Source organism: Pseudomonas sp. DW-iso17, assembly GCF_058725345.1.
The window spans coordinates 204888-229910 of sequence record NZ_JBZXEA010000046.1; the positions used below are offsets into that span (position 1 = coordinate 204888).

Here is a 25023-nt window from a genome sequence, read left to right on the forward strand (position 1 = left end):
CGTCGTCTATTGTCCCTATATCTTATGCCTATCAATGCACTTTTGTAGGAGCGAGCAAGCTCGCTTCTACAAAGGAAAGGCAAAAGGCAGCAATAGTCGTATTCCGAGTGCCCCGGTTATGTTTGGCCGAAGGCTTGTGTCATGATGATCCGACCGCAGGTTAGTCGTCCTCTTCCTATATGAATAGATCTTCCGCGTTGCTCCTCGCTTTTGTCTTCCTCAGCGGCTGCCAGGCCATGGCACCCGTGTCGCCGGACGCTACGTCGCCGGTGGAAGACAGCACTCCCGCCCCTGAAAAACCCAAGGTTTATTCCTCGTTCAGTGAAGAAACGATCTACAGCCTGCTGACCGCTGAACTGGCCGGCCAGCGCAATCGCTTCGATATTGCGCTGGATAATTACGTGACCCAGGCCATCAACACCCAGGATCCGGGGATTTCCGAGCGAGCGTTTCGCATCGCCGAATACCTGGGCGCCGACCAGGCAGCGCTGGACACCTCGCTGATCTGGGCCAAAAACGCGCCGGATGATCTGGAAGCCCAACGCGCCGCGGCGGTGCAACTGGCGCGTGCCGGGCGCTATGACGACTCCATGGTCTATATGGAGAAGGTTCTGCAGGGCAAGGGCGACACACATTTTGACTTTCTTGCGCTATCGGCCGCCGACACCGACCAGGACACGCGCAACGGCCTGATGAAGAGTTTCGATCGCCTGCTGCAAAAGCATCCGAAGAACAGCCAGTTGATTTTCGGCAAGGCCCTGCTGCTGCAACAGGACGATGAAGCCGACGCCGCGCTCAACCTCTTGGAACAGAACCCGCCGGAAGAAGGCGAAATCGCGCCGATCCTGTTGCGTGCACGCCTGCTGCAAAGCCTTAACCGCGGCAAGGAAGCGATTCCGCTGCTGGAAAAAAGCATCAAGAAATACCCCGGCGACAAGCGCCTGCTCCTGACCTATGCACGCATGCTGGTTGAGCAGGACCGTATGGAAGACGCCAAAGTGCAGTTCGCCAACCTGGTCCAGCAATACCCGGACGACGACGAACTGCGTTATTCCCTGGCATTGGTGTGCCTGGAAGCCAAGGCCTGGGACGAGGCCAAGGGCTACCTGCAAGAGCTGATCGAACGTGACAGCCACGTGGATTCGGCGCACTTGAACCTGGGCCGCATCGCTGAAGAGCGCAACGACCCGCAGGCGGCCCTGCTTGAATACGCCCAAGTCGGCCCCGGCAATGATTATCTGCCAGCGCAGTTGCGCCAAGCCGACATCCTGATGAGCAACGGCCGCACCGACGAAGCGGAAAAACGCCTGGCCGCGGCCCGCGATGCCGAGCCGGACTATGCGATCCAGCTGTACCTGATCCAGGCCGAGACCTTATCGGCCAACAAGCAGGGCGAACGCGCCTGGAAGTTATTGCAACAGGCGTTGCTGCAATACCCCGACGATTTGAACCTGCTGTACACCCGCGCCATGCAGGCGGAAAAACGCAATGACCTGGCGCAGTTGGAGAAAGACCTGCGCCTGATCATCAAGCGTGACCCGGACAACGCCATGGCCCTTAACGCCCTGGGCTACACCTTGTCCGATCGCACCACGCGCTACGCCGAAGCCAAGGTGCTGATCGAACAGGCCCACGCGCTCAACCCGGAAGACCCGGCCGTACTCGACAGCCTGGGCTGGGTGAATTACCGCCTGGGCAACCTCGACGAGGCCGAGCGCTTACTGCGCCAGGCGCTGGAGCGTTTCCCGGACCAGGAAGTTGCCGCACACCTGGGCGAAGTGCTCTGGGCCAATGGCAAGCAGCGCGAAGCCCGACAAATCTGGGAAAAATTCCTCAAGGAACAACCCGACAGCCCTATCCTGCGCAGCACCATCAAGCGCCTGACCGGATCCGAGACCCTTTAAGCTTATGTTCTTGCGCCACATTATCGTTTTCAGTTTCATCGCCCTGCTCGCCGGTTGCGCGGGCATCGGCAGCCGTGAATCCGTTGAAGGCCAGGGCAACCCGGCACAATGGAAACAACACAAGGACCAGCTCAGCAGCATCGATGGCTGGCAGATCGAGGGCAAGGTCGGGGTGCGTGCGCCGAAAGACTCCGGCAGCGGCACCCTGTTCTGGCTGCAACGCCAGGACTACTACGACATTCGCCTCTCGGGCCCCCTGGGTCGTGGCGCAGCCCGCCTGACTGGCAGGCCAGGGCAAGTAAGCCTGGAAGTGGCCAATCAGGGCCGCTACGAGGCAACCTCTCCGGAAGAACTGCTGGAGCAGCAGATTGGCTGGAAGCTGCCCGTCTCTCATCTGGTCTGGTGGGTCCGCGGCCTGCCGGCACCTGACAGCAAGAGCCGGCTGAGCCTCAATGGCGACAGCCGCCTCGCCACCCTGGAGCAGGATGGCTGGCAGGTCGAATATTTGAGCTACGTGGAGCAAAGCGGCTATTGGCTTCCCGAACGTATCAAGCTGCATGGCACCGACCTTGATGTCACGCTGGTGATCAAGGACTGGCAACCGCGCAAACTGGGGCAATAACGTGTCCGCACAAAAATTGACCCTGCCCTCCCCGGCCAAGCTCAACCTGATGCTGCACATCCTTGGCCGTCGTGAAGATGGCTACCACGAGTTGCAGACGCTGTTTCAGTTTCTCGACTACGGCGATGAGCTGACCTTTGCCGTGCGTGAGGATGGCGTAATCCAACTGCACACCGAATTCGACGGCGTGCCCCACGACAGCAATCTGATTGTGCGGGCAGCCAAAAAACTTCAGGCACAATCCGGCTGCCCACTTGGCATTGATATCTGGATCGACAAAATCCTGCCCATGGGCGGGGGTATCGGTGGCGGCAGCTCCAATGCCGCGACCACTTTGTTGGGCCTCAATCACTTATGGCAACTGGGCTGGGACCACGATCGCCTTGCTGCGCTGGGCCTCACACTGGGCGCCGACGTCCCGGTTTTCGTGCGGGGGCACGCCGCATTTGCTGAAGGCGTTGGGGAGAAACTCACCCCTGTAGAGCCCGAAGAACCTTGGTATGTCGTGCTGGTGCCGCAAGTATCTGTAAGTACAGCAGAAATTTTTTCAGATCCGTTGTTGACACGTAACTCTTCTCCCATTAAAGTGCGCCCCGTTCCCAAGGGAAACAGTCGAAATGACTGCTTACCGGTTGTAGCAAGGCGTTATCCAGAGGTACGTAACGCTTTGAATTTGTTAGGTAAATTTACCGAAGCAAAATTAACCGGCACTGGAAGTTGTGTGTTTGGGGGCTTCCCAAGCAAAGCTGAAGCTGATAAAGTCTCGGCCCTTCTTACAGAGACCCTTACAGGGTTTGTAGCAAAAGGAAGCAACGTTTCGATGTTGCATCGCAAGCTGCAAAGTCTGCTCTAAAAGGAACCGAGTGTTAGGCACTCGTTGCAACAGATACAGGGGCGTCGCCAAGCGGTAAGGCAGCAGGTTTTGATCCTGCCATGCGTTGGTTCGAATCCAGCCGCCCCTGCCATTTTCTAATACTCATCCAGGTTACCCTCAGCCTCTAGGTACTGCGCGTGTCCAAGATGATGGTCTTTACGGGGAATGCCAACCCCGATCTGGCTCGACGTGTCGTACGTCAGCTGCATATCCCTCTCGGTGACATCTCTGTCGGTAAATTCTCCGACGGCGAAATTACAGCCGAGATCAATGAAAATGTCCGCGGTAAAGACGTCTTCATTATTCAGCCGACCTGCGCTCCGACCAACGATAACCTGATGGAACTCGTCGTGATGGCTGATGCCTTCCGCCGCTCCTCAGCGACTCGAATCACAGCTGTAATCCCTTACTTTGGTTATGCCCGTCAGGATCGCCGTCCGCGCTCCGCACGTGTAGCTATCAGCGCGAAAGTCGTTGCTGACATGCTGACCGTGGTAGGTATCGACCGTGTGCTCACGGTTGACCTGCACGCTGACCAAATCCAGGGGTTCTTCGATATTCCGGTAGATAACATCTACGGCTCCCCCGTCCTGGTGGATGACATCGAAGACCAGCGCTTTGAAAACCTGATGATCGTGTCCCCGGACATTGGTGGCGTCGTGCGTGCACGGGCTGTTGCCAAATCCCTGGGCGTGGACCTCGGGATCATCGACAAACGCCGTGAGAAAGCCAATCACTCTGAAGTGATGCATATCATCGGTGATGTCGAAGGGCGCACCTGTATTCTGGTTGATGACATGGTCGACACCGCCGGCACGCTGTGCCACGCGGCGAAAGCCTTGAAAGAGCACGGTGCAGCAAAAGTCTTCGCCTACTGCACACACCCTGTGCTGTCGGGCCGAGCGATCGAAAACATCGAGAACTCCGTGCTGGACGAACTGGTGGTGACTAACACCATCCCGTTGTCCGCCGCAGCTCAAGCCTGTGCACGTATCCGCCAACTGGATATTGCACCGGTCGTTGCCGAAGCGGTTCGCCGCATCAGCAATGAAGAATCGATCAGCGCGATGTTCCGTTAAGGGTCAAACCAACGGATCACCTCACTGACGAAAAGCGCCCCGCCCCAGCATTCCGCTGGGGCGGGGCTTTTTTGCCCATATCGAGTTCGGCGCTGGTCGCAAACGCCCCTCGATGATGGCTATTTTGGAGATACAACATGAACGAATTTACTCTGAACGCCCAAGCGCGTACTGACCTGGGGAAAGGTGCGAGCCGCCGCCTGCGTCACGCCGCCAACATCCCAGCCGTTGTCTACGGTGGTAACAAGCCTGCTGAATCCGTGACCATCCTGGCCAAGGAAATCGCCAAGCTGTTCGAAAACGAAGCTGCCTACAGCCACGTTATCGAGCTGAACGTCGACGGCGCCAAGCAGAACGTCATCGTTAAAGCGATGCAGCGTCACCCTTCCAAGCAGTTCATCATGCACGCTGACTTCGTTCGCGTTGTAGCTGGCCAGAAACTGACCGCCATCGTGCCTGTGCACTTTGTGGGTGAAGAAGCTCCGGTCAAGAAAGGCGGCGAGATCTCTCACGTCCTGAACGAAATCGAAGTGACCTGCCTGCCGAAAGACCTGCCTGAGTTCATCGAAGTCGACCTGTCGGCTCTGGAAATCGGCGCCATCGTTCACCTGTCCGACCTCAAGGCCCCTAAAGGCGTTGAGTTTGTCGCACTGGCTCACGGTGATGACAAAGCTGTTGCCAACGTTCACGCTCCACGCGTTGCTCCAGAAGAAGCTGAAGAAGGCGCTGCAGAGTAATTCACTCTGTATTGCCGGAGCTTGAGGGAACATCGCGGACCGAAACGTAGCGAGAAAGCGGGCGATAACGCGGCGTTTACTCTTGAGTAAATGATGTAGTGTCGTCCACTTTCGCCGCACCTGGGTACGGCGATGTTATCCACAACTCCAAAGGAAGGGCTCCTGTCGTGACTGCCATTAAACTGATCGTTGGCCTGGGAAATCCAGGCGCCGAATACGAACAGACCCGGCATAACGCGGGGGCCCTTTTTGTTGAGCGCATCGCCCACGCCCAAGGCGTCAACCTGGTGGCCGATCGCAAATATTTTGGCCTGACCGGGCGCTTCTCGCACCAGGGTCAGGATGTTCGTCTACTGATTCCCACCACCTATATGAACCGCAGCGGCCAGGCTGTCGCGGCGCTTGCGGGCTTCTTCCGGATCAAACCCGAAGAAATCCTGGTGGCCCATGACGAACTGGACCTGCCACCCGGCGTAGCCAAGCTCAAGCTCGGCGGCGGGCATGGTGGGCACAATGGCCTGCGTGACATCATCGCGCAGTTGGGCAATCAGAATAATTTTTACCGTCTGCGGCTCGGCATTGGCCACCCAGGCGTTGCCAGTATGGTTTCAAATTTCGTCCTGGGTCGTGCGCCACGCGCCGAACAGGAAAAACTCGATGCCAGCATCGATTTTGCCCTCGGCGTGCTGCCGGATATCTTCGCCGGTGAATGGAACCGCGCGATGAAAAACCTGCACAGCCAGAAGGCCTGACTCTTATCCGAGGGGAAACACCATGGGATTCAATTGCGGCATCGTCGGCCTGCCCAACGTCGGCAAGTCCACCCTGTTCAACGCCCTGACCAAGTCCGGTATTGCGGCGGAGAACTTCCCCTTCTGCACCATCGAACCCAACAGCGGCATCGTGCCGATGCCGGACCCGCGTCTTGACGCACTGGCGGCCATCGTCAATCCCAAGCGCATCCTGCCGACCACCATGGAGTTCGTCGACATCGCGGGCCTCGTCGCCGGCGCCTCGAAAGGTGAAGGCCTGGGCAACAAGTTCCTGGCCAACATCCGCGAAACCGATGCTATCGCCCACGTGGTCCGCTGCTTTGAAGACGAGAACGTGATTCACGTCTCCAACAGCGTCGACCCCAAGCGCGACATCGAGATCATCGACCTGGAACTGATCTTCGCCGACCTCGACAGCTGTGAAAAGCAACTGCAGAAAGTCGCGCGTAACGCCAAGGGCGGCGACAAGGATGCAGTGGTCCAGAAGGGCCTGCTGGAGCAGCTGATCGCGCACTTCACCGAAGGCAAGCCTGCGCGCAGCCTGATGAAGAACATGGGGGCCGATGAGAAGGCCGTGATCAAGGGCTTCCACCTGCTGACCACCAAGCCTGTGATGTACATTGCCAACGTTGCCGAAGACGGCTTCGAGAACAACCCGCTGCTCGACGTGGTCAAGGCTATTGCCGACGAAGAAGGCGCCATCGTTGTTCCGGTGTGCAACAAGATCGAAGCGGAAATCGCCGAGCTCGATGACGGCGAAGAAAAGGACATGTTCCTCGAGGCCCTGGGCCTGGAAGAGCCTGGCTTGAACCGCGTGATCCGCGCAGGCTACGAAATGCTCAACCTGCAGACCTACTTCACCGCCGGTGTCGAAGAAGTCCGCGCCTGGACCGTCAAGGTCGGTGCTACCGCGCCACAGGCTGCTGGCGTGATCCACACCGACTTTGAGAAAGGCTTCATCCGCGCCGAAGTGATCGCCTACAACGACTTCATCCAGTTCAAGGGTGAAGCCGGTGCCAAGGAAGCCGGTAAATGGCGCCTGGAAGGCAAGGACTACATTGTTAAAGATGGCGATGTGATGCACTTCCGCTTTAACGTGTAAGCACCACCGCAGTATTGACTGCGAACAAAAAGCCGATGCATTGCATCGGCTTTTTTGTGGCCGGTATTTAAGCTTACAAATAAAAACACATATCCAAATACTCAACTATCTCAGAATCTTCCTACTTACCTTTTTCGACGCTTTAACCAAACTAAAGCCGAGCACATTAAAAACTTAAACTTACAGTCATTTTCCTACATTATTCCGGCACATAACTACCTCTTCGCCGGGTGACAACTTTTATATTCTGCGTTCTACTGAGTTGGCGCTTGCACACCGTCCTTCCACAGTGAAGTACTAGCGAACAGGGAGTACACATCGATGTCGGCCTACGTCCAGAAGGATAATACAACAGACGTTTCACTCATCGATGGTCAGGAAATTGAAACCACACTTAACAACACCGCCGCGCTTAACGTTGACATCCTGCTGTTGGGAGAAACGGGTACCGGCAAAGATACGCTTGCACAACGGATTCATCGCTTATCGGGTCGACGAGGTAATTTTGTCGCCGTGAACTGTGCGGCCATCCCTGAAAGCCTGGCGGAAAGCCAGCTGTTCGGTGTCAACAGCGGCGCCTACACCGGGGCAGTGCAATCAAGGGCTGGATTTGTCGAAGCCGCCCACTTGGGTACTCTGTACCTTGATGAGATCGACAGCATGCCCTTGAGCCTGCAAGCCAAGCTACTGCGTGTGCTGGAGTGCCGCGGGGTGGAGCGCCTGGGTTCGACTCGGTTCATTTCCGTGGACATGCGCGTCATTGCATCGGCCCAGCAATCCCTGCAAATCATGGTCGACCAGGGCGCCTTCAGGCGTGATCTCTACTTTCGGCTGAATGTCGTGAACATCGAACTGCCCGCCCTGCGCGATCGGCGCGAGCGCATCATCCCGTTGTTTCTGCAGATGATTCAGGAAGAAGCAGACCAGTTCAATTGCACACCTCCATCGCCTTCTGACGGCCTGTTGCATGAACTGCTCTGCCACCCCTGGCTGGGTAATGTTCGCGAGCTACGCTCGGCGGCGAAACGGTTCGTCCTGGGCCTCCCGCCGCTCTCAGCGCCCGCCTGCCGTCAGCCGCCCCCTCAGACGGACCTGAAGGCACGCCTTCAACAAATTGAAAAAGCGTTGATTGAAGAGTCGATGTACCGTCACCAACACTGTGTGGATACCGTAGCCATTGAGCTGGGGGTTGCGAAGCGCACGCTGTATTACAGAATGAAACAATTGAACATATCATTGGCATAAGCTTGATCACGCCCGGTTCAAAAATCTTATAGTCAAAACCTCAATGATACGAGCCAGCACATGAAGAGCTGATAGTTTCTCAAATATTGAGGATCATATTTCGTTACACCTCCGCTCAAAACTTTTGGAACGCATCCGTTTTATAGGCCACACAATTATAGCTGCAAAATATGTCAACAGCGTCATATCTATGATGATGTTACGGGCAGCGAATACAATTCTTAATTCACAAAGGACCCTTATATGTCAACTATTACCTCAGGTTCGATCTATTCACAAGCGTTGGCAAACACGTCTAACCCATTCACTAAATTTAACGGAGGCACAGGAGACGGATTTGCTGGAGGTGGCGAAGATGGCGCCGAAGGCATCTTCGAAAAGATGAAGGCTGATGCCATAAAAAACGGCTGGAGAAGCGCTGAAGTGAAAAACATTCAAGGGTTGATCCGGTCGGGGTCCGGTCAATAATTATCGGGTGATCGATTACCTTTCAGGCTCTCTAGTCCGAAAGGTAATCATCCCCCCTCCCGACAGGCCAGTGTGTACGCCTGTAAAGCTGCGCCCACTTTGATCGAGTAAACCGCCATGCGAATAGCAAACGACCCTTTCTCACAGAAAGGCAGCAGTACGGAACATACCCGTGCAGCCCAGGAACAGTCGCCAGACGGTATGGATGCCAGTTTTTTCACATCGATGCTTGAACGCCCCACCAACACGACTTCTGCCAAGCCTGAAGTCTCGCTCCTTTTGACAGAGGCCTCAAAGCACCTCAGTCACTCAAGAGATGGCTTCGCAAAAATAATCCGCTCAACTAAAAAAGGTATAGATGTTGAGGCCATCAGTACTTACCCACGAGAGTTATATAGCGCACAACTCACATCACAACTCATGGTGAAATGTCTGGCCAAGACAACACAGTGCATCGACAAGATCAGTAACATGCAGTCCTGAGCATGAATAACTCTCTGCGTGTCGTTTTAGTTTTGATCATGGCTTTTATACTGAGCGGATGCGGTGACCGAGTGGAACTTCATCGCCAATTGTCCGAGCAAGAAGCCAATGAGGTCGTCGCCGAATTGGCTGATAAACATATTCGTGCGCAAAAGACCCCGGCCAAAGATGGCGTCGTCGTAACGGTCAATACAAACGACATCGGGCGCGCCGTACGTACCTTGGAAGCGGCAGGCCTTCCTCGACTTGCCCGGACCACCATGGGGGATACATTTCGCAAGGAAGGGGTCATTTCCACCCCCCTGGAAGAGCGTGCCCGCTACATCTATGCCTTATCCCAAGAGCTTGAAACCACCTTGTCCAAGATCGATGGCGTTATTGTCGCACGCGTGCATGTAGTGTTGCCCGAGCGCATTGCGCCAGGAGAGCCGGTCCAACCTGCATCTGCCTCCGTGTTTATCAAGCATGATCCACGCCTGGATCCCGACAACATCCGTGCGCGGGTCCGCAGAATGGTGGCAAGCAGTATTCCCGGGATGACCACAGCGGTGGATAACCCGCAAAAACTCACTGTGGTGTTTGTACCTGCCTCCACTTATCAGGAACAGCAACGCCTGGTGTATTTCGGCCCCTTCCTGGTGCCTGGCGACGATCTCGGCTTCTGGCGAACCAGCATAATGATTGTGCTGCTCGCTCTGGTTTCGGCCGTGGCCGCCATGATCTTCCTCCAAGCGCGGCGCAAGCGTCACTCCCAGGAGCCGGCCATTAAAGGCGACTCAGCGGGGTCAACGCATGGCACCTAGACCCGACCCCCTCATGCGTGAACAACTGGCCTGGGCTCAGTGGTGGGCTTTTCCCTGGAAGCAGGCCCACGAAGACTGGCGAGGTGAGGAGTATCGTGCGATTGAAAGGCTTTTTTACAACGGCCGGTCAGTGCCCGACAACCTGACGGGTTTTAAAGCCTGCTTGCCTGCTGCGCCTCACGCTACCGTGCTTCGGTTGGCCCTGGCCACGACGGATCAACTGAACCTGGGGCTGGCATTGGTCACGCACATATTCAATCCCGAAGCGCCATCACCATTGAGTGAAAGTCATCACCAGTGGTGCATGCGCCTCTCCATGGCGCTGCACCCCTCCATGCTGCCCCCACATTCCGATCCACTGCGACTGCTTCATAGCTGGGTTGAACCGGCTATCTGGCAGCGTCTTCGATTGCGCTTTCCCCGTACACGTGTGAGCGAGGCTGAAATAGCAAACGCCCCACTCGAACATGCAAGCGGCCGATTGAACACTCTCTGGCAGGCCGTCGTCTGGCGCGTCACGACCATGGCGAGCGGCAACACGCCCCTGTCTCGCACAGGTGAGGAAAACAGTAATGTTATGCCGACATACTATTGAGTTACGCAATGACGCATCCGGCGCACGAGGAAGCCTTATCAAGCGCGAAGAGCTTGCCCATTGGGAACACGCCAACCACCTCTTGAGCCACGCCAAGGCCCAGGCCGACGAATTGATAAGTATGGCCGAGAAAAAATGCGAGGCCATGCTTGAACAAGCCTCATTGGAAATCTGGCAACGCGCAGATGCACAACTCAAGCAATGGGAACGCGACCGTCAAACGATGCGCGACAACCTTGAACACTATGCGACCTCCATAACCAACCAGGCCATTCGCTGCTTGCTCGGCGAGACGACTGCCCCGCAAAGGCTCGCAGCACTGTTAAAGCACTTGCTGGAGAGCCAAGTTCAGGAAGTCAGCGCGACGCTGCTCTGTCATCCCCTTGATCTTGAGGAAATAAGGCAGAGCCTTGCACGCCACAAGAGCAACGCCTGGAAGTTAAGCGCCGACGACACAGTTCATCTTCAGACCCTCGTACTGAAAACAGATGAGGGCGACTTCCGTATCAGCTGGAACGCCATGCTCGACACTTTTTTCAAGCAGGATAAAGAGTACTTGATCGAGATTTAATCCTACGAACATAGAGACTTTCTTTATGTTAATCACTCAGAGCTGACTGTTTAAATTCATCCATCGACAATAGAAAACCGAGGAAAAATCATGGATTTTTTTCAAAGAACTGACTCATTCGATTGCCCGAAATAAAACATCGACATACAAGGAGTTCAAAGCCGGCTTCGAAGAAAGCCTGGCCGCCGAAGACAGCGAACTCTTTCACAACTTGGTAACGCGTAGAGAGGTCACCTTTGCGCTTTATAACGAGCACGGTAAAACCGTCAACCAAATGCTTAAAACAACTATTGAAAGCTTCCAGTAGATGAAGGCGCTCGTGAGTGACTGGTTGAGCAGCGGAAAGGAAAAAATCGCTCTATTTGAGGGCGACGACGAAGTCACCCTGCAACGTCAGGGAGACACCGTTTTATTGGGGGCTCAACTGACCTCTTCTCTACCCGATAACTCAGCCTTGCAAGGCTGGCTGCGCCTGGGCGCGGCCAGCTTGAATCATTTTCAAGGTGCATTGGCTCAAAAAGCCGACACGGGAGCGCTATGGGTGATTAACAGCCTGCGCGCCGACCGTGGAGAAGCCGGCCTGCTTGGCTGCCTTGAAGCCCTGCTCAACCAACGCGACACATGGCGCGCAATCAATGCACGACTTGCTCGCCCAGTTCAAAACCTCAAACCCACCCCGCTAAGTTCACGTTCGTACTAATCAGAGAACTGTCTATGTCTAACAAGACCCATAAGGGCAATCGCTCGTACCTTGGCTCGCCTGCCGTTACAGCCAAAAGAACCCACTGGCGGAATGTGTTTTTGTTTTCCTGGTTGCTGGTTTCAGCACAAAGCGCGCTGGCCGCCATCCCTTCGGAATGGAAAAACACCGCCTACGCTTATGAAGCCGAGCATAAGCCGGTGCGCGAGGTACTCGAAGATTTCGCCCAGACCTTCGGTACACAGCTGCAGATCGAGGGCCTGCTGGAAGGCATCGTCAATGGCAAGATACGCGCTAACACCCCGCAGTCATTGCTCGACCGCCTGGGGGTAGAGCATCGCTTCCAATGGTACCTGTACAACAACACGCTCTACGTCAGTACTCTGGACCAGCAAGAGTCAGCGCGCCTGGAGGTCTCCTCCGAGACCATTGCCGACCTCAAGCAAGCCCTCACTGATATCGGCCTGCTCGACAGCCGCTTCGGTTGGGGTGAGTTGCCCGACGATGGCATCGTGTTGGTCTCAGGGCCTCGGCGCTATATCGAGCAAGTCAAACAGTTCAGCAGCCAACGCCGCTCGGTGGACGAAAAACAGAGCGTGCTGAGTTTCCCGCTGAAGTTTGCCAATGCAGCGGATCGCCACGTGGATTATCGCGGCCAGAAGATCACCATTGCCGGTGTTTCCAGCATTGTGCGGGGCTTACTGGAGCCACGCTCCAACGCGACACCCCCTGCGTTAGCCCAGCGCCCCGCCTCACAGCCCGCCCCTCTCGTACCCAACGTTCCCCGCTTGAGCAACCCGTTGCTGGGGCAGATGCTCGCTACAAACAGCACTCCCATGCCAATGGATATTGGCGCCACACTCACCCCGCGGGCGCCGGCACCCACCAGTCGCATTCGCGTCGAAGCCGATATGCGCAATAACGCGGTGCTCATTTATGACCTGCCAGAGCGCCAGGCCATGTACCGCGAGTTGATCGCTCAACTCGATGTGGCGCGCAAGTTGGTGGAAATCGATACGATCATTCTGGATATCGAGCGCACCCAATTGCGTGAATTCGGCGTGAACTGGGGGTTTCAGAACAGCCGTTTCCGTGGTGGTGCAAATATGGCGCCCGGCACATCGCAGCAGTTGTCGATCGAGAATCGCGACCGTTTCTATGCTGACATACGCGCCCTGGAAGCCAAGGGGCTGGCGACCATGGTGTCCAACCCCTCCGTGCTCACCCTGGAAAACCAACCGGCGGTGATCGACTTCAACCGCACTCAGTACCTGACACCCGGTCGTCAGAACGCAACCATCCTGCCGGTCACCGTGGGTACCAGCGTGCAGGTCGTGCCCCGCGTCATCACCAGCCGAGGCAGCCATCAGATTCACTTGGTGGTGGATATCGAGGACGGTACGTTCGATGAGTCCAACCCCAATCGTGACCTCAATAACTTGGATGTGCGCCGCGGTAACGTCAGTACCCAGGCGGTCATGGCGGAAAAACGCTCAATGGTGGTGGGCGGATTCCATGTCACGGAAAGCACCGACAAGCACAACAAGGTGCCGCTGCTGGGCGATATCCCACTGCTGGGCAAGGCGTTGTTCTCTTCAAGCGAACGGCAGAACAATCGGCGTGAACGCCTGTTCATCATCACCCCACGCGTCATCGGCGACCAGGCCGATCCGTCCCGCTACTTGCCTCAGGCAGACCAGGCCGAGTTGCAGACGGCCCTTGCACCACTGGCCAGGCGCAACGCCCCTCACCAGCCCGAGATCAAGCGTAGCGACATCATCAGCACGTTGGCGCATCTGGTAACGGGAGAAGTGCCCAAGGCCTTCAAGTTGGCGCCCATGCCCCTGGGATTGAACACGCTGTGCAGCCCCCGCGACTTGCTGGCGCTGAACACCGAGCGCAGCCAATGGTACGCAGGCCCCGAGTACAACGTCGCCGTCGTGGTGATGCGCAACCAGTTCAACCGCAATGTGCGCATCGATGAAAAAGAATGCAGTAACTCGCAGACTTTGGCCGTCACCGTGTGGCCACGCGCCTGGTTGAAGCCGGGAGAAGAAGCCGAAGTCTTTATCGCCATGCGCCCGGTGAAGAAGGATGAACACCTCAGCGTACCGCGCCCTACCTTGATTACTCCTGTCAAAAAGGCCCGACCATGAAGCATCAATTGTTGTGCGTCACCCTGATCGGTGCGGCGCTGCTCGTCAGCGCTTGTACCCCAACATGCAAAGGCGACTCCTGCTCACGCCCGCAGTCGACCGCGCAGAAGATGGTGATCTGGTGGCCATCGCACATGCGCGTCCAGCCTGGACCGTCCGGGGAGCGCGCGGACTACCAGACGGTATCGCTGGAGCGATGAGCACGACGCAAATGCCCGGCAACCAACCCCAGGTAGCGCTGAACGACCTGGTGAGCGGCGCTGCCGCTCACCAGTCCCTCGCGCCCGGTATCAAAGTGTGCACGTTGCAGGCCGGCAATCGCCCGGGGCTGGCTCTGCATGTCGCTCGCGAAGCGTTGCAAGCCGGGCAATTGCAACGGATATTACAGCGCCGCTTTGAGCAGGCCCTGGTCTTCGAGGGGTGCTTTGTCTACCTCGATGCCCAGGGCGCCATGGTGATCTGGCACGCGCTGCCAACACCGCCCGGCAATCTGGACAGGACGCTGAGCCGGATGCTCTCGCTGGCAGGTCTCAGTGTCCTGGACCCACGATCCATTCGCTGATCAGCGCTGGTCAAGCTCCGGGAGCTCCAGCGTCTCGCGTTTGGCGTCATCGTCCAGCTCGCGCAAGGTGCGATAGATCAACGCCACGGCCTGCAGGGTTTCGCGAGGAATGCTGGCTCCCAACTTTTTGGTGTAGATCGTACGCGCCAACCACACACACTGAATCACGGGCACCTCGGCGGCCTTCGCGCGCGCGATCAGTTTTCGCGCCTCGTCGTCCGTGCCTTTACTGATCAGCAGGGGCAGAGGCGTCTTGCCAGGACGGTAATACAGGGCGACCGCAAAGTGCGTCGGGTTGACTACCAGCATGTCTGCCTCTTCCAGCTTGGGCAGTTTGACCTTCGGTTCCTCCTGGGCCAATTGCTGCGCCAACTGACGGCGCTGCCCCTTCACATGAGGGTCGCCTTCCATGTCTTTGTATTCTTTGACGACCTCAACCTGTGTCATACGCATACGCTTGGCGAAGAAGTGCTTCTGCAACGTCAGATCGATCAACGCCAACACCAGCAACAGCCCCAGGCAGGCATGCAGCAAGTGACGGAACAACGCGATCAGCGCCAGTAGGTAACTCTGCAGATCGCTGTTGGCAAGATTGATCAACGCCCCCAAAGAGGGCCAAACCACCACGTACACAATCAGGCCCAGGAGGAACGCCTTGGCTATGCTCATCAACAGATTCATCAAAGACTGGGCAGAAAACATCTGCTTGATCTGGCTGATAGGGTTGAGGCGATTGAAATCCAGCTTGAGCGTTTGCGGGGCGAACAACAAGCCGAACTGCATCCAGCTGCCAATCAGCTTCGCAGCAATTGCAAGCCCGGCCATCAGCAGAGAGAACGAGAAAAACATGACCAGGCCCTCCACCAGTACTTCTTCCAGCACTCGCACAAACGGCTGGCTCAAGCGCGACATCGGGAACACCATCAGTTGCTGAAAGCGCTGCAAACTGGTCTCGGCAGTGAACAAGGCGACTTCACTGATAGCCGTCAGTGCCAACAGCTTGCTCACATCCTGGCTCTGCGCGACCTGACCTTTCTTGCGTTGGTCACGCAGTTTCTTGGCGGACGCCGGGTGCTTTTTTTCCCCCGAATCACTCACGGTGCCGAGACCGAGAACAAAAGCCCCAGATAGTGCTTAAGGTCACCCAGCTGGCTCATACGCCCGACAATAAGATCCTGCAACAATGCAAAGTACAGCAACAAAATACCGATTCCCGCCAGGCATTTAACCGGTGGCTCCAAGGTACTCACTTGCAATTGCTGGCTGTAGACGCCCAGCAACGCGATGCCAAACTCCAACAGCAACAACACGGCAATAAAGGGCGCAGCGTAAAGCATCATGTGCATGAACGTGTCACTCAGCATCCCGACAAATACGCTCATGCCATCAGCCGCTGGAAACGGAAACCACACGGTGGGTGGCCAGATCAGATAACTGTCCCAGATCACCTGGGTCAGCGTGCCCAACCCCAGAACGGCCATCAACAGGTAAATCGCCAGTTGCTTGAACATGTGCCCGATCGGTGTCGCGTCCGGCCCCAGTGACGGGTTAAGTTGGCCACCTGCCAAGGCTCCACGCTGGTTGTCCAGCAGCGCCCCGACCGACTCGAACATCCAGAACGGCATCGCCAGCAACACCCCGAGCAGCAACCCCAGGACCACTTCCTTGATCATCAGCGCACCGAGCATGATTGCTGAAGGGTCCTGCCCTGCCAAAGCTGCGTGAATACCCGGCGCGGGCAGCAGCGCCAGGACCATCACGATGGTGTGCCGAGGCAGGCCTCGCACGTGCTGAAAACAAAACGCCGCCACCAAAATGCCACAGGGGTAAATACGCGCCATGCCAATCACCAGGCTGGGCAGGTAGTCAAGATAAAGCAGCACAGGCAACGCCTCAGTTCAGGGCCGAACGGCCGATCATTTCAAACGTCAGGTTGATCAGCTGGATCAACTCAACGCCAATCCAGCGGCCCGTCAGGATCAATGTGACACCCACCGCCACTAGCTTGATACCAAAGGGTAATGTCTGGTCCTGGATCTGCATCAGTGCTTGTACCAGGGAAGTCAGTACCCCCACCACCACCGCCACGATCAGCGGCGGCGCCGACAGTACAACCACCAGCAACATGCCCTGCTTGAACAGCACGATAGGTTCCATACGCCACTCAGAGATAAGAAAGGAACAGGCTGTCGAGCAACCGCGACCAGCCAGACACCAGCACGAACAGCAGCAGCTTGAGCGGCAGGGAAATGGTCATCGGCGAGACCATCTGCATACCCAGCGCCAGCAGCAGGTTGGAAACAATAAGGTCGATCACGATGAAGGGGATATATATCAGGAACCCGATCTCGAACCCCGCCTGCAATTGCGAAAGCACAAAGGCCGGAATCAGCAGGATAAGATCCTCACGCTGCACCTCCTGCGCCATTTTCGCTGGCCACAGACGTGCGGTATTTTCCAATAGATGGGTCAGCACATCCGGGTCCACATTACGCAGCATGAAGGCACGCAAGGGGTTGATGGCCTCATTGCCGGTACTCAGAAACGTTTGCACGTTGGTCATGTCCAGAGGCGAAGCCTTGAGGTTCTCGGCGATCTCATACCCCACCGGTGCCATGATGAACAAGGTGGCAGCCAGGGCGATTCCGTTGATGGCCATGCTTGGAGGCACCTGTTGTACGCCGATGGCATTGCGGGTAATCATCAGCACAATCACGATTTTCAAGAAGGCTGTGCAGACAACCAACAGCATGGGCATCAACGACAACGCCCCCAGAAATACCGCCAGAACTACCGGGTCCAGCCCCTGAAGAATCATCGACCGAACACCACTCGGGACAACTGCAACCCCAGACGCCCGTCAACTTCCACCAACTGTCCCTGGCCGATGGGTCGATCACCGTAATACAGTCCCGCCGTGCCCGGGGCGAAACCGGCAATGCCCAATACCGAGCCGGGCACGAGGTTACGCAGCTCCCCCAGGGTAAGGTTCAGTGTTCCGCAGCGTACGTTCAGCGTCATGCTCAACTCATCGAACGGCTCGGGGCCGAATACGTCCATGACAGGTTCATCGTTTTCATGCCCCGAGTAATGAGGTACAGCTAAATCTTCGTCCACGGACATGTCCTCGATAGAAGTAAGAATGAAACGTAAGCGCCCGTTGTCATCGTCAATGCCCCCGTGCAGGCGCTCTCTGCCAACCTGCACATAGCCGCTGCCCAGGGCCTGGAAAAAGGTCTGTTCAAGCACCAGCACATCGCCGGTCCGCAGGCTACTGGCCTGTACAATCGGTAACCGCAACCGCCCAAGGGTCACGGCAATTGCCAATTGAAACGACAACGGCAGTGGCGCAGCCGTGGCCCGCCAGGAACTCGCCTCGTGCAAGGCCAAAAAGCTTTCGGGCCTCAACCAGGCATAACCCTCAGCCCAGGATGCCCCCAGGGTCACGGTGAGGCGGCAGCCAAACCCCCTTGGTCGCTCGGTGTGCAGCAATCTCACATAACCCAACAACGACCGCACTTCGGGGCTCAGGTAATACTGGAACAACGCCCAGAACCAGGAGTCTGGTTCGTTGTCGGCCCCAGCGAGGGTCACCGGACACTCGCCCATCAGGCTGAGCAACGGCCCTGCCTTAGCGAGCGCCAGCACGCCGCACTGCGTGTCAAAGCACACCGCTTCACTGCCAACTGGCGCACGTCCAGGCTCAAGCCGCAGCTCACCGGCCTGACCCGCGACATGGAACGGCAGGTACAGGCCGCGCCCCAGTCGGTTGCGTGCGGCAACCAAGTCGCTCTTGATCGACGGGAATGTCAGTAGCGGTACGATCATAGGTTGCCGACGCTTGGCACAAGTACGCTGACTGGCCGCCCCAGCGCTTGCGCAAAACGTTCCTCACACTGCTGTCGTACGCCACTGAGCCAGCGTGCCGTGGCGCCCTGTTCTGCTTCCAGCTCAATGGTCCAGGCGCTCTGTTCTCGGCGCACGCTGGCATTGATCCGTCCCAGACGTGGCAAGTACAACACTGCCTGCAACGGCCATTGCGAACCGGCCAATACACGCGGCGCCAGCTGTTCGGCGAGCGCCTCGATCATGGCGATACCGGATGCTGATTTTTTTCCCGATAAGGAGGCTCCCGTCCCTGTGCCCTCACGCTCATCAGCAAACAGCCGCGCAAACAGTCGCCCTTGCTCCCAGGGCACCACGCCCGCTGTTCCCGGCTCACGTTCTTCCCGTGGCTCACGCAGGGGCGGTCTTTGAGGGGGTTTATTAGCAACCTTAGTCATGCCGGCTCCCGTGCCAGTAAAAGTGATAACTCCTGTAACTTTTCAACCTGTCGCAAGCATTCGGTGGCTTGCCTCTGGGCTTTGCCAACGTGGCTTTCTTTTACTGGCCGTTGGCTGCGCAACGCCTCAAGCTGCCCCTCTTCTCGCTGGGTGCTGGCGGATAAGGAGTGTTCCTGGGCGCGCCAGGATTTCAGCCCCTTCAAGGTCAGGGTCTGGCCCTGATGCTGACTGAGCAACTGCGCACTTTGCCGGGCTTCCTCCTGCCGAGTCTGTTCAAGTGCTTCCTGGGCCTGCTGGATGTGCGCAAGCAGGGCCTGCTGTGCACGCTTGGCCTCACGCAGGGCACGCTCGGCCCGATCGGCCCGGTGCCTGCGCAGGCGCCGCAGCGTCTCCACCTCACCGAGCAGTACGTCAGAATGGGACATGGGCGGTCAGCTCCTTGAGTTGCTCCAGCGTGACAGCCATCGGTGTCGGCTCACGCAAATCCTGGCGCAGGAAACCATCCACCGCTTGGCGACTGTTCACCGCCAGGTCCGTCAGGGCATCGCTGCCAGGCTGGTACTCGCCCAGCTTGAGCATCAACTCAATCTGCTGGTACGCCGATAGCAAACGCCGCAACGCCGTGCCCGCCTGGATATCCGCAGGTTCTGCGACGTTGCTCAATATTCGTGAAAGGCTCGCCAGCACATCCACCGCCGGATAGTGCCCACGCTCGGCCAATTTGCGCGACAACACGATATGACCGTCAAGCAACGAACGCACTTCGTCGGCCACCGGGTCGTTCATGGAGTCCTGCTCGATCAGCACCGTGTAGATCGCTGTGATCACACCGTCACGGGTCAACCCGGCGCGTTCCACCAGACGCGGCAGCAAGCTGTACACCGAAGGCGGCAGACCACCGCGTCCCAGGGGCTCACCGGCAGCCAGGCCAATTTCGCGCTGGGCCCTGGCGAAACGAGTCAGGGAATCAATCAGCAACAACACCCGTTGACCCTTGCGCCGGAAACCTTCAGCCAACGCCGTGGCGGTGAATGCAGCGCGAGCGCGCTCCATGCTGGAGCGATCAGACGTAGCACACACCAGTACCGCTTTGGAGCGCAGTTGCTCATCCAGCTCATGGTCGAGAAACTCACGCAACTCGCGGCCTCGCTCGCCGATCAGGCCGAACACGATGACGTCGCATTCGACGTTACGGGCGATCTCGGCCAACAAGGTCGTCTTGCCGCAACCGGCCCCGGCGAACAGACCGACGCGCTGGCCTTCACCCAGCGTCATCAAGCCATCAATGGAACGCACCCCAGTGGCCAGGGCACGGTTGATCCGCGGGCGCTCGGTGGGTAACGGCGCTTCACACAGCACCGCACTGGTATCGGGCAGTTCAGCTTCGACAAACGCACTGGCGCCCTGCCCCGTAATCGGTCGCCCGAAACCATCCAGTACTTGGCCCAACAGCGCCTCGCTGACCTGCACACGATGCGAAACGCCCAGGCGCTCAACGCCAGCGCCCACTCGTACGCCTTCCAGATTACCCAGGGCACTGAGTACTGCATCCTGCTGATCAAAGCCGATGATTTCGGCGAGCATGAAATCGCCCGGCCCTTTTTCCACTTGGCACAAATCGCCGATGCGCGCCTGAGGCAATCGGCATTGCAGCAACATGCCATTGACGCGCTGGATGCGACCACGCATCGCCACTGGCGCAAAGCTGCTCAGCGCCTGGGCCTGGCGCTGTTGCCAGGCGTCGAGACGCGCTTGCAATTGCGTACTCACCAAAGCACCTCATAACGCTGCGCACCGTCGAAAACCACCTTGCTGTTGTCGATCAGCACCAGGCGCAGGCCGTCTATCTGATCCCCCAGAAAAAGCCGGCTGCCCTCTTCCAGAACCACGTGGCCGTTCGGTCCGCCCACTATCTGCACAATCCTGAACGGCAAGGCCTCATCGCGCACACGGACACGACTGATCACCGGCACCGCACTGTCGAATTGCTCACCAAAACGGCTGAGCATCCGCGACACCAACTCCACATCCTCCTGGGAAACATCCCCGCTCAGCACGACTTGGCCGTTGATCACCTGCAAGCCGATGCGCGGGTTCAACTCACGCTCGCCAAGCATCTTCACCAACTGTTGGCGCACATCAATCGGCGAGGCCAGTTCCTGTTTTCCAGCCACCGCAGGCATCAGCGAAGCCTGGGCCTCATGCTCCCCTGTCGAGACCATGCCCACTACGGCGATGATGATCGCCATCACCAGCACCAGGCTGATCAAGCGCTTTTGCTGCGAGGGCGCAATGGCGGACAACATCAGTGCCTGCGCGGGTTCATCCGGCGATGGCACCGCTGCGGCCGCCGGCGCCACAGGCTCGGGCCACGGTTGATCCGCCAGGGTGACGCACAACCTTACGCTGCCCACCAGAAAGGGCACGTTCAATGCCAGATTCGGGATCTGCGCCATGGCTTGCCCAGCAGCCCCGTACAACAGTTCCGCCTGGGCCTGCACCGACCAGTTAGCCTCAAAAAAGCGCAGCAACGCATGCTGCTCGGCAACCCCTGGATCGTTCAGCACCAAGTCAGCATCTGCCTGGGCGCCAATGCTCCATTGTTCGCCAAACAACGGCAACGCAGCGCCCTGGCGCTGGCCATCAAGCACCCTTAGCTCATACATTATCGAGCCCTCCTTCGTATTAACCATGGCCGCAGGCTCATGCCGCCGCCCCCCGCATCAAGGCTTCCTGGCCCAGGTCTATGCGCCCCAGGACCTTGACCTTGGATGTGCTTCCCAACTCAGCGAAAGACAGCACCGGTACATGGTTGAACTCTTCCAGCAGCAAGGTCCGCAATGGGCTGCGCAAGTCTTGCGCCACCAACATCACACTTTTGCTCTTGGCCCTTAGAACAAAGGCTTGGTTGAGCAAACTGATAAAGGCCGCGCTGTGGTTCTCGTCCAGCGCGAAAAACACGCCGGTCTGGGTCTGGCGCAGCGCCTCGCGCAGGATGTTTTCGCTCTGCGGAGATAACAGCCAGGCATGCAGGCCATCGGCCTCGCTGTACTGGTGGTAGATCTGTGCCTTGAGGGCAATGCGCGCATAGTCGGCCAGGGCTTCCGGCTCACGCTCATGCTGCCCGTACTCGATCAGCGACTCGACAATCAGCCGCACTGCTCGCAGCGGTACGCCTTCACTGGCCAGGCGTTGCAACACCGCCGAAAAACGCGAGAGCGGCATGATGCGCTGCAGTTCCTGCACCAGTTCCGGCTGGTTATGCTCAAGCCAACTCAAGATCGACTTGCTCTCCTGAATCCCCAGGAACTGCGGCCCGCTAAGCATCATTGCCTGCCTCATGCGTTCCAGGATCAGGTGCGTAGCCGTGAAGCGCTCCAGCTCTGGGTCCTCCAGCAGCGGGTCATCAGGAGGCAACCAGAGCCAATCCTGTTCATCCCGCTCAGCCAGCCCCGGTATGGCGTGCTCAGGCTCAACCGTCAGCGCCTTGCGCTCAACAGCCACATGGTTGACCACTGACGCCCTGACCATGGGCACCTCATGCACGCAAAAGCGCATTTCATCGGCGGCCAGGGAATCATCGAGTTCAACTTCGAACGGCGGCAATGTCAGGCCGATATTGGCGACCAGCGAGTTTCGCGCCTGGCGAATCCCATGAATCAGGTCCGTCACCTCAGGCGTTCCGCGCAGCACGGGGGAAAACTGCAACAGGTAGGGGCGCGACGGATCAAATCCGCGCAAGTCCTCTTTACCGTTCTCTTCAGGTCGAACGACCTCGGCGGCTTCGTTGGCGGGCTCTGCCTGTCGTTGACGCTGGCGTACCAGGTAGTAACCCACACAGCCGGTGATCAGCGCGATAAGAATAAACACCAGGGTAGGCATGCCCGGCACTAGGGCAAACGCAAGCATTCCCACCGAGGCAATCACCCAGCTCTTGGGCTCGCTGGTCATTTGCCGAGCAATTTCGACGCCCATGTTACTGACGCCTTTGCGTCCATCCGGCGCCACGCGGGTGATGATCATGCCCGCAGTCAGAGAGATCAGCAGCGCTGGAATCTGTGCTATCAGGCCATCGCCAATCGTCAGCACCGAATACAACGAAATGGAATCGGCAGCGCTCAACCCGTGCTGGAACATGCCCGTGGAGAAGCCGCCCAACAGGTTGACTACGACGATGATCAAACCGGCGATGGCGTCGCCTTTGACGAACTTCATGGCGCCATCCATGGCCCCAAACAGCTGGCTTTCACGCGACAGCTGATCGCGTTTGTCGCGCGCCTGCACACCGTCAATCAACCCGGCACGCAAATCGCTGTCGATAGACATCTGCTTACCCGGCATTGCATCCAGGCTAAATCGCGCCGCGACCTCGGCAACCCGCTCCGAACCCTTGGTGATCACCAGGAAGTTGACCAGGGTCAGGATCAGGAAGATCACCATCCCCACCGCCAGGTTTCCCCCCACCACAAAATTACCGAACGCCTCAACGATGTCACCGGCGTCCTGTTCCAACAAGATCAGGCGCGTGGTCGCGATCGACAGCGCCAATCGAAACATAGTGGTCAACAACAGGATCGACGGGAACGACGAGAACGCCAAAGGGCCCGGTAGATAAAGCGCCAGTACGATCAACAGGCAAGATATGCAGATATTGAGAGCAATCAGAATATCTACCAGCCAGGTCGGCAGTGGAACGATAAAGATAAAGATAATGGCCATGACCACCACAGCGCCCAGCACTTCAGCTCGCTGTGCCACTTTGAGCAGTAAGCCATTGATGGTCGACAGCAGAGTCACGTCATAGCCTCGGCCAGCTCAGGAGAACGCTGGGTTCCGCCATCGATCCGGTTCAGTTCGTCCATCACCGCTACAAACTTGAACAAGGTTTCCTCACGGACTCTGGTGTCAGGCCACAAGGCCAAAGGTAACTGCCGGATCAGAGGGTAAAGCGCGTTGAGAGCTGTCAATTGCCTGGTAGGCGAACCACTCCCCATCTCATTCCCCAACCGCAGAATTTCATCGGCGCCTATGCCGCTGCTGGCATATCCGAGCAGGCGCTGCAGCAGCGTAACGGCCTCATCCTCCATCTCCAGGCGCTGCTTGCACGTCACGCAACTGGCCAGCACTGCGCTCAACTGCCCGCAGCTTCGCAGCCCCACCAGCAAGGAGCGCAGCAATGGTGTAGGCACCGAGGACACCAAGGCGGCAATATCGTCTGCCAGGGCTTTACGCATCACGTTAAGCCCTTCTTGAAACCCATCACCGCCGTATACACCCAGCAGGGCTTGCATCATTGTTGCCAGGGATTGGCGCGTGACCACGCTGGCGTAGTAGAGCGCACGTAGGGCCTGGCGCTCCTCGGGGTCCACGCTGGCGGCTTGCAGTGTTAAGGCGATGTTCAGGCCGGCCTGGATTTCGCCCTTGAAACGCGCCTCCAGCTTGGCGATGGCTGCGTGTGCCAGGGCCGCTTCGGATTTACGGACTTCAGCGTCCGCCTCGCTCACCACATGCTTGAGCACCACGAAAGCACGCGCCGGGTCGCCTCCGGCGAGGTCGAGCAATTTTTCGAGACTGGCGCTTTGCAGCAACTGCATCCTGATTCGGCGCGAAACCGAAGCCATGCTCGCCTGGGCCGGGTGACCCAACTGGTCATAAAGCTCCACCAGCTTTTCAGCCGCAGGCACGCGCACGCCCATTTGCCGATGGGCCAGCGGGAGCTTATTGAGCTCCACTTCCTGATTGAACAGATGGGCCAGTTCGTCGACACCCTTCGCAGGTGCAGGCACGGAGCCAGTGTTGATAACAGGTTGATCCGAGCTTTGGACCGTTTGCACATCGTTGCGAGATTCGACTTTCATGGACAGGCCAGTTCAGGAAGAGTGTTTTCCCTGTGTGGCGAGGCCCACCCATACGGTTCCATAGAAATTTGAGGCTGAGGCGGGTTTGAAAAGACTTGCACAGGCACCTGTTCCCCCGTGCAAAAGTCTGCGTAAAAACACCTCCATTCAAAATATTTATCTATGTATATCAAGCTATTAAACGATTTTTTCTCTTTGGCACACGCAG

The 25023-nt window shown here is 57.6% G+C and carries 27 protein-coding genes and 1 tRNA gene; 17 read left to right on the top strand and 11 right to left on the bottom strand.

Annotated features, from left to right (window positions below; translation table 11 throughout):
- The first annotated feature begins 179 nt into the window (after positions 1–179).
- The 17 genes from AC4PS6_RS26025 to AC4PS6_RS26105 all read left to right on the top strand — a co-directional run bounded on the left by AC4PS6_RS26025 (position 180) and on the right by AC4PS6_RS26105 (position 14674).
- A complete protein-coding gene (locus tag AC4PS6_RS26025) occupies positions 180–1904 on the top strand; it encodes a tetratricopeptide repeat protein (RefSeq protein WP_014716833.1) in 1725 nt (574 codons plus the stop codon).
- Between the two features lie 4 nt (positions 1905–1908).
- The gene (gene lolB, locus AC4PS6_RS26030) at positions 1909–2526 is read left to right on the top strand and encodes a lipoprotein insertase outer membrane protein LolB (RefSeq protein WP_003188354.1); all 618 of its coding nucleotides are present in this window, start codon (positions 1909–1911) and stop codon (positions 2524–2526) included.
- Positions 2527–2575: 49 nt separating this feature from the next.
- Positions 2576–3379, top strand: a complete 804-nt coding sequence (gene ispE / locus AC4PS6_RS26035; protein ID WP_178114207.1) for a 4-(cytidine 5'-diphospho)-2-C-methyl-D-erythritol kinase — start codon at positions 2576–2578, stop codon at positions 3377–3379.
- 37 nt (positions 3380–3416) lie between these two features.
- Positions 3417–3491, top strand: a tRNA-Gln gene (locus tag AC4PS6_RS26040).
- A gap of 46 nt (positions 3492–3537) precedes the next feature.
- The gene (locus AC4PS6_RS26045; RefSeq protein ID WP_003171603.1) at positions 3538–4479 is read left to right on the top strand and encodes a ribose-phosphate pyrophosphokinase; all 942 of its coding nucleotides are present in this window, start codon (positions 3538–3540) and stop codon (positions 4477–4479) included.
- A 137-nt stretch (positions 4480–4616) separates the two neighbouring features.
- Entirely contained in the window at positions 4617–5216 is a 600-nt protein-coding gene (locus tag AC4PS6_RS26050; RefSeq protein ID WP_003188351.1) for a 50S ribosomal protein L25/general stress protein Ctc, read from the top strand.
- Positions 5217–5383: 167 nt separating this feature from the next.
- Positions 5384–5968: an aminoacyl-tRNA hydrolase gene (gene pth, locus AC4PS6_RS26055; protein ID WP_010213318.1), complete on the top strand. Its 585-nt coding sequence runs from the start codon at positions 5384–5386 to the stop codon at positions 5966–5968.
- 22 nt (positions 5969–5990) lie between these two features.
- Positions 5991–7091 carry a redox-regulated ATPase YchF gene (gene ychF / locus AC4PS6_RS26060; RefSeq protein ID WP_014716830.1) on the top strand — a complete coding sequence of 367 codons (1101 nt, stop codon included), beginning with the start codon at positions 5991–5993 and terminating at the stop codon, positions 7089–7091.
- A 321-nt stretch (positions 7092–7412) separates the two neighbouring features.
- Entirely contained in the window at positions 7413–8336 is a 924-nt protein-coding gene (locus AC4PS6_RS26065; protein WP_014716829.1) for a sigma 54-interacting transcriptional regulator, read from the top strand.
- Positions 8337–8579: 243 nt separating this feature from the next.
- Positions 8580–8804 (top strand): hypothetical protein, encoded by a 225-nt coding sequence (locus AC4PS6_RS26070; protein WP_014716828.1) that lies wholly within the window; start codon positions 8580–8582, stop codon positions 8802–8804.
- A gap of 485 nt (positions 8805–9289) precedes the next feature.
- On the top strand, positions 9290–10090 hold the full coding sequence (gene sctJ / locus AC4PS6_RS26075; protein WP_014716826.1) for a type III secretion system inner membrane ring lipoprotein SctJ: 801 nt from the start codon (positions 9290–9292) through the stop codon (positions 10088–10090).
- A 13-nt stretch (positions 10091–10103) separates the two neighbouring features.
- Complete coding sequence (locus AC4PS6_RS26080) at positions 10104–10685, top strand: type III secretion protein (RefSeq protein WP_224796991.1); 582 nt, start codon at positions 10104–10106, stop codon at positions 10683–10685.
- The gene (gene sctL, locus AC4PS6_RS26085) at positions 10663–11256 is read left to right on the top strand and encodes a type III secretion system stator protein SctL (RefSeq protein ID WP_014716824.1); all 594 of its coding nucleotides are present in this window, start codon (positions 10663–10665) and stop codon (positions 11254–11256) included. The genes AC4PS6_RS26080 and sctL overlap by 23 nt, the downstream gene beginning before the upstream one ends.
- Before the next feature lie 307 nt (positions 11257–11563).
- Positions 11564–11956, top strand: a complete 393-nt coding sequence (locus AC4PS6_RS26090) for a hypothetical protein (RefSeq protein ID WP_014716822.1) — start codon at positions 11564–11566, stop codon at positions 11954–11956.
- Between the two features lie 14 nt (positions 11957–11970).
- The gene (gene sctC, locus AC4PS6_RS26095) at positions 11971–14112 is read left to right on the top strand and encodes a type III secretion system outer membrane ring subunit SctC (RefSeq protein ID WP_014716821.1); all 2142 of its coding nucleotides are present in this window, start codon (positions 11971–11973) and stop codon (positions 14110–14112) included.
- Complete coding sequence (hrpT, locus tag AC4PS6_RS26100) at positions 14109–14312, top strand: HrpT family type III secretion system protein (protein ID WP_014716820.1); 204 nt, start codon at positions 14109–14111, stop codon at positions 14310–14312. Before sctC ends, hrpT begins: the two co-directional genes overlap by 4 nt.
- Positions 14309–14674, top strand: a complete 366-nt coding sequence (locus tag AC4PS6_RS26105) for a transcriptional regulator (protein ID WP_336827365.1) — start codon at positions 14309–14311, stop codon at positions 14672–14674. The genes hrpT and AC4PS6_RS26105 overlap by 4 nt, the downstream gene beginning before the upstream one ends.
- Here AC4PS6_RS26105 and sctU read toward each other — a convergent pair whose 3' ends face one another.
- The 11 genes from sctU to AC4PS6_RS26160 are packed head-to-tail and all read right to left on the bottom strand — an operon-like array spanning position 14675 to position 24815.
- Complete coding sequence (sctU, locus tag AC4PS6_RS26110) at positions 14675–15772, bottom strand: type III secretion system export apparatus subunit SctU (RefSeq protein WP_020301452.1); 1098 nt, start codon at positions 15770–15772, stop codon at positions 14675–14677.
- Positions 15769–16557: a type III secretion system export apparatus subunit SctT gene (sctT, locus tag AC4PS6_RS26115; protein WP_492181062.1), complete on the bottom strand. Its 789-nt coding sequence runs from the start codon at positions 16555–16557 to the stop codon at positions 15769–15771. Before sctT ends, sctU begins: the two co-directional genes overlap by 4 nt.
- 10 nt (positions 16558–16567) lie before the next feature.
- Positions 16568–16831, bottom strand: a complete 264-nt coding sequence (gene sctS / locus AC4PS6_RS26120) for a type III secretion system export apparatus subunit SctS (RefSeq protein ID WP_014716816.1) — start codon at positions 16829–16831, stop codon at positions 16568–16570.
- Positions 16832–16838: 7 nt separating this feature from the next.
- Entirely contained in the window at positions 16839–17492 is a 654-nt protein-coding gene (gene sctR, locus AC4PS6_RS26125; protein WP_014716815.1) for a type III secretion system export apparatus subunit SctR, read from the bottom strand.
- Entirely contained in the window at positions 17489–18502 is a 1014-nt protein-coding gene (locus AC4PS6_RS26130; protein ID WP_020301450.1) for a FliM/FliN family flagellar motor switch protein, read from the bottom strand. The genes sctR and AC4PS6_RS26130 overlap by 4 nt, the downstream gene beginning before the upstream one ends.
- Positions 18499–18957: a type III secretion system HrpP C-terminal domain-containing protein gene (locus AC4PS6_RS26135; protein ID WP_014716813.1), complete on the bottom strand. Its 459-nt coding sequence runs from the start codon at positions 18955–18957 to the stop codon at positions 18499–18501. Before AC4PS6_RS26135 ends, AC4PS6_RS26130 begins: the two co-directional genes overlap by 4 nt.
- Complete coding sequence (sctO, locus tag AC4PS6_RS26140; RefSeq protein ID WP_014716812.1) at positions 18954–19382, bottom strand: type III secretion system stalk subunit SctO; 429 nt, start codon at positions 19380–19382, stop codon at positions 18954–18956. Before sctO ends, AC4PS6_RS26135 begins: the two co-directional genes overlap by 4 nt.
- On the bottom strand, positions 19369–20727 hold the full coding sequence (locus tag AC4PS6_RS26145) for a FliI/YscN family ATPase (RefSeq protein WP_014716811.1): 1359 nt from the start codon (positions 20725–20727) through the stop codon (positions 19369–19371). The genes sctO and AC4PS6_RS26145 overlap by 14 nt, the downstream gene beginning before the upstream one ends.
- Complete coding sequence (locus tag AC4PS6_RS26150) at positions 20724–21623, bottom strand: FHA domain-containing protein (RefSeq protein ID WP_020301449.1); 900 nt, start codon at positions 21621–21623, stop codon at positions 20724–20726. Before AC4PS6_RS26150 ends, AC4PS6_RS26145 begins: the two co-directional genes overlap by 4 nt.
- 37 nt (positions 21624–21660) lie before the next feature.
- Positions 21661–23754: a type III secretion system export apparatus subunit SctV gene (gene sctV / locus AC4PS6_RS26155; RefSeq protein WP_014716809.1), complete on the bottom strand. Its 2094-nt coding sequence runs from the start codon at positions 23752–23754 to the stop codon at positions 21661–21663.
- Positions 23751–24815 (bottom strand): TyeA family type III secretion system gatekeeper subunit, encoded by a 1065-nt coding sequence (locus tag AC4PS6_RS26160; protein WP_014716808.1) that lies wholly within the window; start codon positions 24813–24815, stop codon positions 23751–23753. Before AC4PS6_RS26160 ends, sctV begins: the two co-directional genes overlap by 4 nt.
- Positions 24816–25023 lie beyond the last annotated feature (208 nt).

Bases quoted from the DNA above. Each gene is read 5' to 3' on its own strand.
- AC4PS6_RS26025 (WP_014716833.1), top strand. From the start codon at position 180: ATGAATAGATCTTCCGCGTTGCTCCTCGCTTTTGTCTTCCTCAGCGGC.
- lolB (WP_003188354.1), top strand. From the start codon at position 1,909: ATGTTCTTGCGCCACATTATCGTTTTCAGTTTCATCGCCCTGCTCGCC.
- ispE (WP_178114207.1), top strand. From the start codon at position 2,576: ATGCTGCACATCCTTGGCCGTCGTGAAGATGGCTACCACGAGTTGCAG.
- AC4PS6_RS26050 (WP_003188351.1), top strand. From the start codon at position 4,617: ATGAACGAATTTACTCTGAACGCCCAAGCGCGTACTGACCTGGGGAAA.
- ychF (WP_014716830.1), top strand. From the start codon at position 5,991: ATGGGATTCAATTGCGGCATCGTCGGCCTGCCCAACGTCGGCAAGTCC.
- AC4PS6_RS26065 (WP_014716829.1), top strand. From the start codon at position 7,413: ATGTCGGCCTACGTCCAGAAGGATAATACAACAGACGTTTCACTCATC.
- AC4PS6_RS26070 (WP_014716828.1), top strand. From the start codon at position 8,580: ATGTCAACTATTACCTCAGGTTCGATCTATTCACAAGCGTTGGCAAAC.
- sctJ (WP_014716826.1), top strand. From the start codon at position 9,290: ATGAATAACTCTCTGCGTGTCGTTTTAGTTTTGATCATGGCTTTTATA.
- AC4PS6_RS26080 (WP_224796991.1), top strand. From the start codon at position 10,104: ATGCGTGAACAACTGGCCTGGGCTCAGTGGTGGGCTTTTCCCTGGAAG.
- sctL (WP_014716824.1), top strand. From the start codon at position 10,663: ATGTTATGCCGACATACTATTGAGTTACGCAATGACGCATCCGGCGCA.
- AC4PS6_RS26090 (WP_014716822.1), top strand. From the start codon at position 11,564: ATGAAGGCGCTCGTGAGTGACTGGTTGAGCAGCGGAAAGGAAAAAATC.
- sctC (WP_014716821.1), top strand. From the start codon at position 11,971: ATGTCTAACAAGACCCATAAGGGCAATCGCTCGTACCTTGGCTCGCCT.
- hrpT (WP_014716820.1), top strand. From the start codon at position 14,109: ATGAAGCATCAATTGTTGTGCGTCACCCTGATCGGTGCGGCGCTGCTC.
- AC4PS6_RS26105 (WP_336827365.1), top strand. From the start codon at position 14,309: ATGAGCACGACGCAAATGCCCGGCAACCAACCCCAGGTAGCGCTGAAC.
- sctS (WP_014716816.1), bottom strand. From the start codon at position 16,831: ATGGAACCTATCGTGCTGTTCAAGCAGGGCATGTTGCTGGTGGTTGTA.
- sctR (WP_014716815.1), bottom strand. From the start codon at position 17,492: ATGATTCTTCAGGGGCTGGACCCGGTAGTTCTGGCGGTATTTCTGGGG.
- AC4PS6_RS26130 (WP_020301450.1), bottom strand. From the start codon at position 18,502: ATGATCGTACCGCTACTGACATTCCCGTCGATCAAGAGCGACTTGGTT.
- AC4PS6_RS26135 (WP_014716813.1), bottom strand. From the start codon at position 18,957: ATGACTAAGGTTGCTAATAAACCCCCTCAAAGACCGCCCCTGCGTGAG.
- sctO (WP_014716812.1), bottom strand. From the start codon at position 19,382: ATGTCCCATTCTGACGTACTGCTCGGTGAGGTGGAGACGCTGCGGCGC.
- AC4PS6_RS26150 (WP_020301449.1), bottom strand. From the start codon at position 21,623: ATGTATGAGCTAAGGGTGCTTGATGGCCAGCGCCAGGGCGCTGCGTTG.
- AC4PS6_RS26160 (WP_014716808.1), bottom strand. From the start codon at position 24,815: ATGAAAGTCGAATCTCGCAACGATGTGCAAACGGTCCAAAGCTCGGAT.